Below are 13,470 nucleotides of genomic sequence, written 5' to 3'. Positions count from 1 at the left end.
TCGTAATTATACGTTTACAACGCAGTGGGTTACAGCTAGATGAAAAGTTAACTCGGTGCGATAAATGGCGGAAGGTAAGTTTGCCTTTACGACTTTTAGCGCACCGGTGAATAGGGTGTTGCGTCGATGTAAACGTTGCACCAACCTGGTTCACATAGAACGCAAAAAGTAGAGGAAGCTGTTAGGGAGTTTGATTACTCAACAATAGAGAATACAACAATATCTTGCTTATTAAACTCTACACTGCATTTCATAATGCCTAAGTGTAGAGGGCTATATGCTTCAATTTTGCTGCCATTTGCAACAAACTCTGTATCCCACAACAATAAGTTTGCAGTATCTAGCTGGCGTTCGACACTCTTTTTCGATACGCCAGGCGTAAAATTATCGCAGAGAATTATGACTTCGCGCCTTGCTTCTATCCAATAAAACGTCGTAGTGACCAACAGTGCTATTGCCGCTATTGCAACAACATCAGCAATAATGGAACGCTTCATGGCCTGCACGTGCTACTTCTCCTCTACTTCCTTACACTATTCACTTAAAGCCTTGCAGAAAAAATATCACAACGACAAGGCGTACTTATATAAAGTGCAATTAGGTGGTTTGGATCAAATCCCACTTATTGCCAAACTTATCTCTAAAGATGGCTACCGTACCATACACTTCTTCTCGAGGGGTTTCTAAAAACGCCACCCCTTTGCTTTGCATGGCATTGTAGTCGCGCCAGAAGTCGTCAGTATTCAAAATTAAAAATACTTTATCGGCGGCTTGCCTGCCAATGAGTGCCATTTCTGTGTCATTTTTCGCTTGCGCCAACAACAAGCTCGTAGCGCTGTGAGGTGGGGTTACCAGAACAAAACGCGAGTTTTCGCCGGTTACTTTGTCTTCGGTTAAGGTAAAGTTTAAAACCGTGGTGAAGTACTCAATGGCACTGTCGTAGTCGTCTACAAAAAAAGTAATGGCCGAGAGGTTTAGCGTCATAAATCAGGCTCACTTTGAAAGTTAAGCTAAGTTAGCTGCGCATACTACCTAAAAGCTGACTGAGCTGAAATGCGGGTTGTCAGTTATTGCGTGAAGTTGAGCGATTTCATTAAGCGCAATATTTTGCTTGGTTTTGTCGATGGACATTTGGATACACTCTGTGGCCACGTCATTGTGTCTATCGATAACTGTGGTCAGTGCTGTACCGTTTATCGTATTCCCGTCTTTTAACACCACGCTCACTTCAAGCCCATACATACAGGCAATTTCGATGTAGTCGTAAAGCTGGCACGCTATGTTCACATATTCCCCTATTCGCTGTACAAGTGGCGACCAATTAGTAGATAAGACCTGACGTTTACAGTAAAATTTTCTGCATCTACCGCGCATACATAGCACTTCACTTTCCATGAGTCACTTCACAGAAGTGTGACTTTAACAAATGATCTTTTTTTAAGGTTTGCTCAGTATTGTTAGTACTGAAGGATTTATTTTGGTGCGCGATACACCTGAGCGCTTGAACGCCCCTCGTGTTTCTTAGAGGCATTTTTTAGCAAAGGGTTCCCGCCAAAAATTCAATACAGGAACAGTAATGAACAAGCTACTATCCGCATTTTCTTTAGTTTCAATAGCCTCGTGCACCTCAAGCTTCGCAAATGCTGACGAACTTCCCTTTAATTTAAGCGGTCATGTTAGGGTTAACTACGGGCATCAAGACTGGCAAATTCCCGAGTTTAGAGATGGTTTCGAATTTGAATCATTCAAACTTGGCGTGTCGGGTGAGTCAGATCAATTTAGCTATAAAGCCGAATATCGATGGTACGAAAACACCGATTTCAACACAGTAAGGTTCGCCGACCTGACTTATCATTTCGATGAGCAAACCGAAATTACCGCAGGTATAACCCAAACACCGTTTGGTTTGCAGCCCTTTGCCAGTAACAACTTTTGGTTCTCGGTAAATTATTATCTTGGCTTCGAAGATGATTACGATGCTGGGGTTAAAATAAACCATGATTGGGGCAACTGGGATTTTCAAGCCGCCTATTTTATGAACGACGAGTACAACGATGCCGCTGAGTTTGGGCGCTATTCGTTCGACGTGGCGGACGACGGTGAATATCGAAATAAAGAAGACGGCCAATATAATTTACGCGCTAACTACACGGCAAACTTTATTCGCGGAGGCACTACCGATATTGGCGTGTCTTACCAATACGGCAACATCTTAAACCTGGATACCCTGGACGATGGTGATATGAATGCCTATGCCGTGCATATGCGTCATACCCAAGGCGACCTCAAGGTCGAACTGCAGTATATCGATTATGAATACGATTTGGCTGCACCAGAAGGGCAAGCAAATGATCGCATAGCGCTATCCTCTTTCACCTTCCCGTTCTTAGCCGCGGCCGACGGTAAAACCTATTCAGCAAACCTTGTGTACTCTGTGCCTTATAAGTTTACTCACATAGAATCACTTACTTGTTACTCAGAGTACAGCGTGGCAAAAGGTGAAGGAAGTGAAGGGAAAAACTCGTCGCAGTGGATAAATGGCTGTAGCTTTGGCTGGGATAAATTGTTTGTATATGTAGATAGTATCCAAGGCAAAAACATGTGGTTCTCAGGCGGTCCGGGCGTGGGACTCGACTTAGGTGGTAGACAAGAAACTACCCACCGCCTGAACATAAACCTTGGTATTTACTTCTAATCACTAACAGGACTTTGACATGCGATTACTATTAATAGCGACATTTATACTAGCGCTAGTTCCAATGCAAAGTTTTGCCCATGCGTGGATGAAACTGCGAATAGCGACCACAGAGTATGCCCCTTATACGTCAACTGACATGCAGCACGACGGTTATATCAATCACATTATCGCTGATGCGTTCTTAGAAACGGGCGTTGTGGTTGAGTTTGTATCTTTACCTTGGGAAGAGGCGCTTGAAGCAACGCTGAAAGGCGAATACGACGCCATCTCATACGGCAATTTTGTGCGCGCCCGGGAAAGTGAGTTTTTCCACAGTAACCCTATTAGTGCGGAAAGTTTGGTGTTTTATGTTAATGCTGAAAAGGGCCCTGATACTTGGGCTGAATTAAGCGACTTAAAAGACCTAAAGATGGGCGTAACAGAAGGGTATTTATACAACGATGAACTTGCCGCTTACATTAAAAGCAGCAGTAATGTTGTGGAAAGTGCCACAGACAAAGACAATTTACAGGCGCTGATTGACGGTAAAATTGACGTTTTTCCCATTGATGAGTTAACCGGATGGTACTTGCTTCAGCGTGATTTCGATAGTGGCGACCGCAGAGATGTGATGCCCATTAAGCCGTTTATCTCAACTGTAACCACGCATCTGTTAGTGCCTAAAGGCGAAAGTGACAGTCAGCTTATTTTGTCGCTATTTAATAAAGGGTTAGAAGAGTTAACGCTGGACGGAAAACTGACCCGCTTTAAACGCCTTCTAAAAGAAGGCTACTATCAGCATCCGCAGAAAAAAGTGAATTTTGACAGACGTTAGCTGGCGTTTCAGGCCTAAGGGGCTATATAAAAGCCCCCGCTGGCTAAACGCCAAAGGCATAGTAAATTAAACTAAAAGGGCAGTGCGATAACAAAAATAATCTATATACTTCAGTGCACATAATACTGATGTAGGGGGTATTTACCGGCGCTTTGTATACCTATTAAAATCTCCGGCGAAATAGCTCGCGTAAACTGGGTACAGCTGCTTACACCATAAGCCTTTCAGATGAGCACGTACTCTCTTTTCTGTTTATTATATTACTGATATGGTTAACGGCTATTTTGAAATGCCCATTTAGAGGTTGCCTTGTCGTATTCAGCTGAAACATCGTTTTTTGCCCGTTGTATTGCACTATTAAAATTGCTCGGCCCGGGTGTGCTTATGGCAACAGCGGCGGTAGGCGGTAGTCACTTAGTGGCATCAACTCAAGCGGGGGCGAAGTTTGGTTGGCAGTTAGCGCTGCTTATATTGGTAGTTAACTTACTCAAATACCCATTCTTTAGAGCAGGCGTTAGCTATACCATCAGCACAAAACAAACCCTTCAGCAAGGGTACTTGGGAATGGGGCGACGATATTTAGCCGTTGCCTTGGGTTTGAATGCCATTGCGTCGGTGGTTAATGCTGCAGCGCTGTTGTTGTTTGCTGCAAGCTTATTGTCGTATTTTATTCCTTTCGATATCGCCATAACGCTGTCCGCTTCAGTGGTTTTGGCACTTATTTTAATCATTTTACTCGCTGGGCATTTTGAAGGATTGGACAATATCGCCAAAGGCATAATGGGCGTGCTTGTTGTGGCGACTGTCGCCGTATTCGTGGTGGCACTAAGCAATTATTCTGCTTCACCAGCACCTGCCGTGGCACCGCCTTCGCCTTGGACGCTCGCTACATTAGGCTTTTTAGTAGTCACAATGGGGTGGATGCCCGCGCCTATTGAAATATCGTCCATTACATCACTTTGGTTAAAGCGCCAGTGCAAAGGGCAAGCCGTAACGCCAAAGTCGGCCCTGTTCGATTTTAATTTAGGTTATGTTGTGACGGTGCTACTCGCATTGTTGTTTTTGGGCTTAGGTGCATTAATTTTGTATGGCAGCGGTACAGAGGTAAGTACCAGCGGCATCGGCTTTTCCCATCAGCTAATTAGTATGTACTCATCAACCATTGGACAGTGGGCGCATTGGCTTATCGCACTGGTTGCATTTTTGTGCATATTTGGCTCGGCGCTAACCGTTTACGATGGGTATGCGAGGGTGGTTGCTGAAGCAATAGCGCTTCTTTTTAACAAAGACAAAAACGCACGAAATACGCTGGTAACGCCGGTCTTACTGTTCATGGCAGTGGCGAGTTTTATTATTGTGTTGTTCTTTAAATCTGCGCTATTGGCAATGTTAGGCTTTGCGATGACGCTGGCCTTTATTACTACTCCAATGTTTGCCTGGCTTAACCATAAGCTCGTGGCACAAACCAAGCTTCATCAAGACGCGGCACCAAACGTGGTAGTGAAGCTACTTAGCTATTTAGGCCTAATCTATCTATTTGGGTTTCTAATGGTGTTTATATGGTGGAAGTGGTTTAGCTAGCCACTTCCTACCGTAACGAGAGCGCAAAGCACTTTAGGTGCTGCGCAAGTTTCGCGTTAGTAAACTATTTAAAATACGCGCACTTATGCGAGCCCAAGCGCAATACTCATCTATACAGTAGATGATATCGTTTGAGGAGTTCGCAGCCTGGTGCGTGGCAAAAAACCATTTCCTTCAACCCTTTTATCATGGGGTAAGCGTATCGTGCTGCTTTCACTTATGAGTGCGGCAATGTGGGGCTGTCCAAAAGAAGCGCCGCAAACTATCCACTGGCACAATGCTTACGATATTGAGCGCGAACTTCATCTTTGGGGGCAGCAAGAATCAGCAATTTTAACGAGCGAGCCAAACTCGTGTGGCGGGTAATGGTGGCTACCTGCAACGCACGAGTTCGCTCGGTATAGTACTAGGTTTTACTTAGTATAAACGGGGCGAGCCGCTGTTAGCGTTGCCACTTTATCTATCACTTGCTGTACTACTGCATTGTCTTCTGGCGCTGTTAACACATCACAAATCCAATGGGCTAATTGAGCACAGTCTTCTTCACTAAAATTGCGTGAAGTGACCGCAGGTGTACCAATTCGAATGCCACTGGTAACGAATGGTGACTGCGGGTCGTTGGGTACTGTGTTCTTATTTACCGTTATATTCACGCTATTTAATATCGCGTCGGCTTCTTTCCCCGTCATTCCTTTGCTTACAAGACTTAGCAGGAACATGTGGTTGTCGGTTCCATTAGATACGACGTCAAAGCCACGCTTCATAAATACATTAGCCATAGCTTGTGCATTAATAACTACCTGCTTTTGATAAGCGCGGAACTCTGCTGTCATGGCTTCTTGAAGCGCTACCGCTTTTGCGGCAATAACGTGCATAAGTGGGCCACCCTGAATGCCAGGGAAAATTAATGAATTGAATTTCTTTTCAAGCTCGGGGTTTGCTTTACACATAATAAGCCCGCCACGAGGGCCACGCAGTGTTTTATGGGTAGTAGTAGTAACGACGTGTGCGGCGTTAATTGGCGAGGGATAAACACCGGCCGCAACAAGGCCTGCAACATGTGCCATATCTACAAGTAAATACGCGCCTACACTATCAGCGATGTCTCTAAACTTCTGCCAGTCGACCACGCGAGAGTAAGCGGAAAAGCCCGCTACAATCATTTTTGGTTTGTGTTCTTTAGCCAAGGCTTCTACTTGGTCATAATCAATTTCACCAGTTTCTGTGTTCAAGCCATACTGAATCGCGTTGTATAGTTTTCCCGAAAAGTTAGGCTTTGCACCGTGTGTAAGGTGCCCACCGTGATCAAGGCTCAACCCAAGAATGGTATCGCCAGGGTTTAATAGCGCCATATAAACTGCAGTATTCGCTTGAGAGCCAGAGTGAGGCTGCACATTCACATAGTCAGCTTCAAACAATGCTTTAGCTCTGTCGATAGCAAGCTGTTCTACTTTGTCCACCGCCTCGCAGCCACCGTAATAGCGCTTGCCTGGATAGCCTTCTGCATACTTATTAGTTAGCTGACTGCCTTGCGCCTGCATAACAGCTTTGCTGGTGTAGTTCTCCGATGCGATCAGTTCAATGTGGTGTTCTTGGCGTTTGTTTTCTTGCGCAATAAATGCTGCGATATCTGGGTCTTGTTCGTGAAGGTGCTGGTTAAGTGGGTTCATGCTGGCTCCTAAATGTCATTATTTTGTATCTGATACTAGGAGCGTAAAAAGAATAAATAAAATTAATAAAAAATATGGCATTATAACTTTATTAAATAGCCTTGTGAGCAGTTCTGGCACTAACAAGGCAAAACAGCAGGCAAAGCTAACAAAGAGGTGTAAAGCAAAGTAATGAAAAACTTATCGATAGATTTTCTGCGTTCGTTCGTACTTATTGCACAGACGGGTAGCTATACACAATGTGCCGAGCAGCTTCAGCGCACACAGCCTGCCATTAGCTTACAGATAAAAAAACTAGAAGAAATGATTGGGGAAAAGCTATTTTCCCGCGACAAAAATCGCTTGGCACTAACTGGCGCTGGTAGTCGCTTATTGTCGTATGGTGAAAAGATAGTGGCACTTAACGACCAGGCGATGGCCGAATTCGGCAAGCCGCAGGTTACGGGAAATATTCGGTTAGGCATTCCCAGCGAATTTAGCACAACGCTTATGCCTAAAATCATTCGACGGTTCACGCAAACCTACCCGGAAATATCGCTAGAGGTGCATTGTGCGCTAAGTAAAGACTTACTTAGTGAGCCCCTTAAAAGCCAGTTCGATTTAATTCTTTCGCTACAAGAAACACCAGATCCTCAGCAAGATGGCTACATTATTTCAGATCAACTGGTATGGGTGGGGAGTCAGCGCTTTGTAAATAGCGTGCCTGCTAAATTGCCTATTATTGCTGCACCGTCGCCGTGTATTTACCGCAAGCGAGCAACCAATCTGTTATCGGCTATCAAAAAACCGTGGCAGGTGGTGTATACCATTGCTGACTTAAACGGCATACAAACGGCCATTAACGAAGGGCTGGGCATAACCGTTCTTGCAAAAAGTTCGGTGCCGCCTGGTCTACACGTTTTATCTAATTCGGAAAGTTTACCCGAGCTTGGGCATGTGGGTGTTTGTTTAGTTAACCCTCAGAAAGTGTCATCGAAAGCGATTAGCTTGCTTACTGAAACCATTATCAACGAAGTCGCAAACTTTTAACAGGAAATTGCAGGGGATAGCTAGCGCGCCCGCTAAACAACAAAAAGGCGAGCGCACCGACAGGAGGAACAGCTTTTCAATAAAGGCCGTCTATGCCTTTTTAACAAACTGCGCAGTCAGCATCATTTCACCCGCGCCGTCTACTTTACAATCTAGCTGGTGGTCTTTGGCGTCTTTCACGTGTCGGATAACGGCTTTGGTGCCGATTTTAAGTACCAATGAACTGCCTTTTACCTTTAAATCTTTTGCTAGCGTAATTTTGTCGCCGGCTACTAACGGTGTTCCGTTGAAGTCTTTTGCTGAGACTTCCTCTTCTACCTCGTTCGGGTTCCACTCGTGTCCACATTCAGGGCAAATAAGTAGAGGCTGATCTTCGTATACATATTCTGATTGGCAATGCGGGCAAGGAGGTAACGACATGTGGAATTCTCTTAAAATACTAAATTAAAGCGCTCGGGTCATAAAGTGGCTGTTGGGATCGAATGAGTAACTGCCAAATGGACCGCAATCAACAAAACCAAACTTTTTGTATAGGGTTCTGGCCGCTAAAAAGTAGTCTTGCGTTCCTGTTTCTAAACTTACCGAACTAAACCCTTTCATTTTCGCATGTTCTAGGGCAAAAAGTAATAACTGAGACGCTACACCGCACCCTCTAAACGGTTTGGCTGTGCGCATAGATTTTAGCTCGACGCTATGTGTATCAAGGGTTTTAATAGCGACGCAGCCCGCAAGCTGTTGCTGCTTCCTGCCACTAAAAAAAGTAATGTTCGAAGCTTTTAGTGCTTTAACATCTAATGCATGTACGCTCTCAGGTGGCGATGTAGCATACATATCAGACAGATGCTCTTCTAAAAGCGCTAGCACTTCTCCTCCGGTGAGATCATCAATAATAATCTTCATGTGCTTTGGCTTTTAGGTACATCCTGAATAGACGGCGGTACAAGCCCGTATGTTAAGTGCCTAAGGGTTTAGTCATGTTAAAAAAGCGGTCGTCTTCACTTTTAATGATAAATCCCACTTTTTTATAAAGCGAAACTGCAGGGCTAACTTTGAATACTCGTAAGTCAAGCGAGTTAGTATTGGCCTCTAACGCTAGTCTTTCTGCTTCTTCAATGGCAGCACTACCTATGCCTTTATTCTGTGAGTTGGGTATGAGCTGAAGGTCGCGCAATATACAGGTGTTACCGTCGTATTGAAGGCGCATAACCCCCACCGTTTCGCTGTCTACTTGAATGTCGTAATTAATGAGCTCTGCGGTAACCCCAAGCACTTTTTCGGCGTCCCAATCAGGCGCAAACTGAGCGTAATAATCGCGCATGTTATTAAAGGTAAACTCAGCAGCCCTTGGTAGGTTCGTACTTGTCACAAAGGTAATCTTCATCGCGTTTTCTTCGTTATTTATTGAAAGCAAGACTTTTATCCATGACTTCTTGGTGCGAACATAATTATCGCCATACCAATCAAAGCGACAAAGGTGCCCACCAAGTCCCATAACGTTGGCTTCACACCATCAACAAGCCAAAGCCACATAATAGCCATAAAAATATAAACACCACCGTAAGCCGCGTATACGCGCCCGGCAGCGGTTGGGTGAAGTGATAACAGCCAAGCAAAAAGCGCGAGCGATATAGCCGCTGGTACTAACAACCATATGGACTTATCTTCTTTCAACCATAAATAGGGCAGATAGCACCCAATAATTTCAGCAAGTGCAGTAATAACAAACAAACCAATGGTTTTTAATTCCAACGGGCAGACCTCTTTCGAAATACTGCTGGTAAGCAAACAATGCTCTTTGAAAAGGGCATTAAAGCGCTACTCGCACGCCATGCTGGCTTGTTGCTTACACAGTTGATGGGCTTCTTCTTCAGAGCTTGCGCCCAAACAAAAATCTAATCGAATCAGCTTTTCTTCGCTCGCAGCCGACTTTCCTTCTACCAGCGTCCAGTCCCATTCCTCTATGACTCTAGCAGCAGGTTTTTCGATAACCCTTTTAGGTACCGAGTTAACTAATGTAATGCTCTTAGTGGTACCTTCAGCATCAACGTTAACTTTAAAAATGCCGCACCCTGCAATGCTTTTTTGTGCTAGCTTCATTGGATAGCGAGGCACAACTTGATTTTCTCTTTGCCACGTACTTTCTGCTTGAGTGGGTGTTAAGTGCGTAAGCTCTACCGTGCCATAAATGGTATCGGCAAAGGAGCCGGCAGACAGTAAGCAGAGTGAAAATAGCGACGCTTTATAAAACATATAACTTTCCTTGTCTTGTTTGACATATTTCCTAGATTCTACGCTAACACGATTTGTACATTCGGTAGATACCACTTAACGCATTGAATCAAATAAAAGAAAAGAAAAGAACATTCTGGGATAGCCTAAGGCACTTCTCACCGAGGCTCAGTATTTTTTCATTCATTGTTGTTCAACTTCTTTGATGGGGAGGCTAACACCCTGCTTATAGGAAAAATACGTAGGCCAAAATACAAAGCGAAGTTACGGGAACGTATGTGCTTGTATCCCGCTGGCTTGGTTTGTTGTGTAGCGTTCTATCCTTGAGTGTATTTTTGTTCGCAAGAAACAACGGCAGCGCATAACCCGCTAATAACTAAAAAGCAAATAGTAGCGGAAAATGTGCCTATGCTAACAAGTAAACAAGTTTCTCTGACTCTAGGATCGACAGCGAAAGCTGCGCCCCATAGTAGAACAGTAAAAAAAGAAAATATATAGGCGAAAATACCAAGAGCTCTAGCTGCGAACAAAAGAGTTGGTAGGTTTACAGTTTGTATCGTTTGATAAGGGTAGAGTTTCATAAAAAGTCCTCTTAAATGATTCTACACTTCATAGCTTTTCAATGAAGGGCGCAGGCGCGTGGGGCATAATGGCGAAGCCGCCCCACATGTATGCGTCCGAGAGACCGAAGGAAGCGAACTTTAGCGCCTTGTGTACGCCCAGCATGGGCATGAACTAATGAGGTGAAAGTCCTCTGTAGGAAGATCACCGTTGTTTAACACACTGTTATTCAACGCGAACTACTAGCGAATGGCAAGGGCTAAATCGTGAGAGATAGTCTGGAGGAAGCCGCTAGCAAATCTGCGAGCTGATGAACAAGAACATCATATGAGGCGTAGGCTGAAGGTGAGTTGGCACAAGACAACGAAACCATGTGATCTAACGGCCACCGTAAATGATGCAGCAGTGCAGAGACAGTTCATGCTCTTATCTGGGGAGATCTGCTCTAAGAGCGATCGGTGAATACCAGTAAGGCTCTGGTATACAAGTGCCTTGGCGCAGAGGAAACGCATCATCCACTGCGAGCGAATTCGATGCAAACCGATAGCGCTGTTACAGGTAACTGTGGCGGTGATAGAGCAGAAGTCAGCAGACGGCATAGTAGCCAAATGCCCAGCGTAATGGCTGGGACACGGCCAAGTTGCTGCACAACGCGCCAAGAAACATTTAGAATAAAGGAGGAGCCTTGTCAGACTTGAACACACGAATGCCGTCCGGTAGTGACGTGACTCAGCGTACTGATGAGCAGCCAGCCTTTAGCGCAGATCAACTCGAACTTTTTCTCCAGCCTTCCAATCTTGTGTCGGCATGGAAGCAGGTTCGAGCCAACAAAGGGGCCGCTGGCATTGATGGCATGACCATTGATGACTTCCCCGCTTGGGCAAACGCCGGAAACTGGAAACGTGTTATGACTGAGCTTCGCTCAGGCCAATACCAACCTTCACCGGTGAAACGCGTTGAGATTGACAAACCTGATGGCGGAAAACGTCAATTAGGGATCCCAACTATCGTTGACCGTGTTATCCAACAAGCGATTGCCCAAGTCCTTACGCCTATTTTCGACCCAACCTTCTCAGATAATAGTTTTGGGTTCAGGCCACATCGAAATGGGCAGCAAGCCGTGAAGCGGGTAATCAGCATTATCAAAACGGGACGTCGTTTCGCCGTGGATGTTGATCTGTCTAAGTTCTTTGACCGCGTTAATCACGATTTACTCATGACCTACCTTGGCCATAAGTTGCGCTTCACTACCCTAAATGAAACGCCCTGTGCGGAGCCGCATGCAGGGTGTTGTGGGGGCTGGAGGCTAGATACCTCCGGCTACCCGATTAGGCTAATTGTGAGCAAACAAGCTAGAAGACCAAAATTATTTGCCAGCTTCTGCAATAATCTCAAAATTATGAATGTTGTTTAGAACACCGTTATCCCAGCCGCCAACGACAAGATCATCCGCTTGGGCCTTGAGGGCAGCAGCAACTTTCCCGGCAAAGTGAGCTTCTCTTCCACTCTCATCGGTAAAGGTATCAAAAATACCAAAAGTGTTGCTATCTAATTTAAGTGATGTCCATAACAACGTTTTTGGTTCAGTTTCTGCGACAACAGGTGCGGCTCCGATTAATAGCTGCTGTAATTCTTGCTCTTTTCCTGGTTGGGCTTTTAACAATATATAAGTTGCGCTTGTTGCATTTTCTAAGTCTGTGTCAGGTTCTTTATAGGATAAAACGCTAAAGTTAGAAATATTAGCAACAACCCCCTTATCCCAACCATGCGCTACGAGCGTATCTGCATTGGCATTTAATGCGGCTGCTACTTTCCCTGCAAAGTGCTCTGACCGGCCCGCTTCATTTGGAAAAAAATCAAAAATTCCGAAACTGCCATCGTCTTTTTTAAGCGCATACCAATACAATGTATTGGGTTCAGTTTGCGCGACCAGTGTTGCGCCTTCCTTTAGAAAAGCAGTTAGCTCTTTGTCTTGTCCAGACTTGGCCTCAAATGGAATATAGGTTGCTTCTTTCATGATAGTCTCCTGTTTTGGTACTTCTGAGCGTGATATAGACGCATTCATTAAAATGAATAGAAATACAGTTAGATAAATACTTGCTTTACGCATAGGATTGAAAGTTTTCATAGATTCCCCTTATGTTGAAATCGAGGTGCCATTGTAGGGTTTGGCGCAGCTTGACCAGTAGTGACAAAAAAGACATCATGCATGCAATATTTGCCATTACTTGTTTGGAGTGTATGGGTGACGACAATTGTGATTCTTTCAGTGAATAACGCCTTACCATCAGGGCTAATGGGCATGGTTGATATCTTTGCATTAAGTGGTTTGCATTTTGTGCAGAAGTCTGGAGATGGAGCACTTTCGAAGGTGGAGTGGCACCCAAACGTGATTTTGGCGAATCATGATGGGCAGCCGATAACTGACGGGCATGGGCGTAATTTTGAGGTCGACTCTGATTTTGCTTCAATTAAGCATTGCGATGCAGTGTTGGTACCGGGGTTTATTCCAAATGGTCAAGGACACCCACCCCAAACCACTACAGATAAGCTTACCTGCTCATGGTTGGCTACACAATATAAAAAAGGAGCGCTCATGTGTGGCTCTTGTAGCGGTGTATTTGCACTTGGAGAGGCGGGCTTACTTAATAACCGAAAATGCACTACCACGTGGTGGTTACATGATGAATTAAAGCAACGATTCCCAAAGGCGAATGCGGTATGGGCAAGTGAATTAATTGATGATAACGGTATCATCACTGCTGGTGGCCCACTTTCCTGGGTCACCATTGCATTGCATGTAGTGCAAAAGCTTATGTGGACTCCCCCATGTCAACAACCAAAACTTAATATCACAAAAAGAAAAATGCGTGCTTATGTTCGAGCTC

17 protein-coding genes are annotated in these 13,470 nt (G+C 44.8%); 7 read left to right on the top strand and 10 right to left on the bottom strand.

The features are described from left to right. Positions 1–194 precede the first annotated feature (194 nt). From WA381_RS16830 to WA381_RS16820, 3 genes are all read right to left on the bottom strand, one after another. A complete protein-coding gene (locus WA381_RS16830) occupies positions 195–506 on the bottom strand; it encodes a hypothetical protein (protein WP_156085883.1) in 312 nt (103 codons plus the stop codon). 91 nt (positions 507–597) lie between these two features. Beyond that, complete coding sequence (locus WA381_RS16825) at positions 598–984, bottom strand: VOC family protein (RefSeq protein WP_156085884.1); 387 nt, start codon at positions 982–984, stop codon at positions 598–600. A gap of 48 nt (positions 985–1,032) precedes the next feature. Continuing rightward, positions 1,033–1,287: a Rho-binding antiterminator gene (locus WA381_RS16820; protein WP_156085885.1), complete on the bottom strand. Its 255-nt coding sequence runs from the start codon at positions 1,285–1,287 to the stop codon at positions 1,033–1,035. Between the two features lie 289 nt (positions 1,288–1,576). Here WA381_RS16820 and WA381_RS16815 point away from each other — a divergent pair, with 289 nt between their 5' ends. The 4 genes from WA381_RS16815 to WA381_RS16800 all read left to right on the top strand — a co-directional run bounded on the left by WA381_RS16815 (position 1,577) and on the right by WA381_RS16800 (position 5,459). Then, a complete protein-coding gene (locus WA381_RS16815; protein WP_156085886.1) occupies positions 1,577–2,695 on the top strand; it encodes a porin in 1,119 nt (372 codons plus the stop codon). Positions 2,696–2,714: 19 nt separating this feature from the next. Further along, positions 2,715–3,512 (top strand): substrate-binding periplasmic protein, encoded by a 798-nt coding sequence (locus tag WA381_RS16810; RefSeq protein WP_014975545.1) that lies wholly within the window; start codon positions 2,715–2,717, stop codon positions 3,510–3,512. A gap of 309 nt (positions 3,513–3,821) precedes the next feature. Continuing rightward, a complete protein-coding gene (locus WA381_RS16805; protein ID WP_156085887.1) occupies positions 3,822–5,093 on the top strand; it encodes an NRAMP family divalent metal transporter in 1,272 nt (423 codons plus the stop codon). Positions 5,094–5,243: 150 nt separating this feature from the next. Then, positions 5,244–5,459: a hypothetical protein gene (locus WA381_RS16800; RefSeq protein WP_231506390.1), complete on the top strand. Its 216-nt coding sequence runs from the start codon at positions 5,244–5,246 to the stop codon at positions 5,457–5,459. A gap of 47 nt (positions 5,460–5,506) precedes the next feature. Here the strand turns inward: WA381_RS16800 and glyA are convergent, their stop codons facing one another. Next, positions 5,507–6,763, bottom strand: coding sequence for a serine hydroxymethyltransferase (gene glyA / locus WA381_RS16795; RefSeq protein WP_156085888.1), 1,257 nt, complete (start codon positions 6,761–6,763; stop codon positions 5,507–5,509). Between the two features lie 171 nt (positions 6,764–6,934). Between glyA and WA381_RS16790 the strand changes: the two genes are divergently transcribed. Beyond that, positions 6,935–7,792 carry a LysR family transcriptional regulator gene (locus WA381_RS16790; protein ID WP_156085889.1) on the top strand — a complete coding sequence of 286 codons (858 nt, stop codon included), beginning with the start codon at positions 6,935–6,937 and terminating at the stop codon, positions 7,790–7,792. A gap of 90 nt (positions 7,793–7,882) precedes the next feature. Here the strand turns inward: WA381_RS16790 and WA381_RS16785 are convergent, their stop codons facing one another. From WA381_RS16785 to WA381_RS16765, 5 genes are read right to left on the bottom strand one after another with little or no spacing between them, the layout of a single operon-like run. Next, positions 7,883–8,212, bottom strand: coding sequence for a zinc ribbon domain-containing protein YjdM (locus tag WA381_RS16785; protein ID WP_014948132.1), 330 nt, complete (start codon positions 8,210–8,212; stop codon positions 7,883–7,885). A gap of 24 nt (positions 8,213–8,236) precedes the next feature. Then, positions 8,237–8,692, bottom strand: a complete 456-nt coding sequence (locus WA381_RS16780) for a GNAT family N-acetyltransferase (RefSeq protein WP_156085890.1) — start codon at positions 8,690–8,692, stop codon at positions 8,237–8,239. A gap of 52 nt (positions 8,693–8,744) precedes the next feature. Beyond that, positions 8,745–9,173 carry a GNAT family N-acetyltransferase gene (locus WA381_RS16775; protein WP_197044378.1) on the bottom strand — a complete coding sequence of 143 codons (429 nt, stop codon included), beginning with the start codon at positions 9,171–9,173 and terminating at the stop codon, positions 8,745–8,747. Between the two features lie 35 nt (positions 9,174–9,208). Beyond that, complete coding sequence (locus WA381_RS16770; RefSeq protein WP_156085892.1) at positions 9,209–9,577, bottom strand: YnfA family protein; 369 nt, start codon at positions 9,575–9,577, stop codon at positions 9,209–9,211. Positions 9,578–9,607: 30 nt separating this feature from the next. Beyond that, positions 9,608–10,042, bottom strand: a complete 435-nt coding sequence (locus WA381_RS16765) for an energy transducer TonB (protein WP_156085893.1) — start codon at positions 10,040–10,042, stop codon at positions 9,608–9,610. Between the two features lie 1,225 nt (positions 10,043–11,267). Here WA381_RS16765 and WA381_RS16760 point away from each other — a divergent pair. After that, positions 11,268–11,996 carry a reverse transcriptase domain-containing protein gene (locus tag WA381_RS16760; protein WP_231506392.1) on the top strand — a complete coding sequence of 243 codons (729 nt, stop codon included), beginning with the start codon at positions 11,268–11,270 and terminating at the stop codon, positions 11,994–11,996. Here WA381_RS16760 and WA381_RS21015 read toward each other — a convergent pair. After that, positions 11,949–12,710: a putative quinol monooxygenase gene (locus WA381_RS21015; protein ID WP_231506394.1), complete on the bottom strand. Its 762-nt coding sequence runs from the start codon at positions 12,708–12,710 to the stop codon at positions 11,949–11,951. The genes WA381_RS16760 and WA381_RS21015 overlap by 48 nt on opposite strands. A 117-nt stretch (positions 12,711–12,827) precedes the next feature. Between WA381_RS21015 and WA381_RS16750 the strand changes: the two genes are divergently transcribed. After that, on the top strand, positions 12,828–13,470 hold a 643-nt coding region (locus WA381_RS16750; RefSeq protein ID WP_336138616.1), incomplete at its 3' end, for a DJ-1/PfpI family protein.

This window comes from Alteromonas sp. CH_MED4-4, assembly GCF_037029575.1.
GTDB classification, from domain to species: domain Bacteria; phylum Pseudomonadota; class Gammaproteobacteria; order Enterobacterales; family Alteromonadaceae; genus Alteromonas; species Alteromonas macleodii.
This window is presented reverse-complemented; position numbering and strand designations above follow the sequence as displayed.

Excerpts from the sequence above, each read along its gene's own strand:
- WA381_RS16825 (WP_156085884.1), bottom strand. The coding sequence starts at position 984 with ATGACGCTAAACCTCTCGGCCATTACTTTTTTTGTAGACGACTACGAC.
- WA381_RS16815 (WP_156085886.1), top strand. The coding sequence starts at position 1,577 with ATGAACAAGCTACTATCCGCATTTTCTTTAGTTTCAATAGCCTCGTGC.
- WA381_RS16810 (WP_014975545.1), top strand. The coding sequence starts at position 2,715 with ATGCGATTACTATTAATAGCGACATTTATACTAGCGCTAGTTCCAATG.
- glyA (WP_156085888.1), bottom strand. The coding sequence starts at position 6,763 with ATGAACCCACTTAACCAGCACCTTCACGAACAAGACCCAGATATCGCA.
- WA381_RS16790 (WP_156085889.1), top strand. The coding sequence starts at position 6,935 with ATGAAAAACTTATCGATAGATTTTCTGCGTTCGTTCGTACTTATTGCA.
- WA381_RS16785 (WP_014948132.1), bottom strand. The coding sequence starts at position 8,212 with ATGTCGTTACCTCCTTGCCCGCATTGCCAATCAGAATATGTATACGAA.
- WA381_RS16780 (WP_156085890.1), bottom strand. The coding sequence starts at position 8,692 with ATGAAGATTATTATTGATGATCTCACCGGAGGAGAAGTGCTAGCGCTT.
- WA381_RS16775 (WP_197044378.1), bottom strand. The coding sequence starts at position 9,173 with ATGAAGATTACCTTTGTGACAAGTACGAACCTACCAAGGGCTGCTGAG.
- WA381_RS16765 (WP_156085893.1), bottom strand. The coding sequence starts at position 10,042 with ATGTTTTATAAAGCGTCGCTATTTTCACTCTGCTTACTGTCTGCCGGC.
- WA381_RS21015 (WP_231506394.1), bottom strand. The coding sequence starts at position 12,710 with ATGAAAACTTTCAATCCTATGCGTAAAGCAAGTATTTATCTAACTGTA.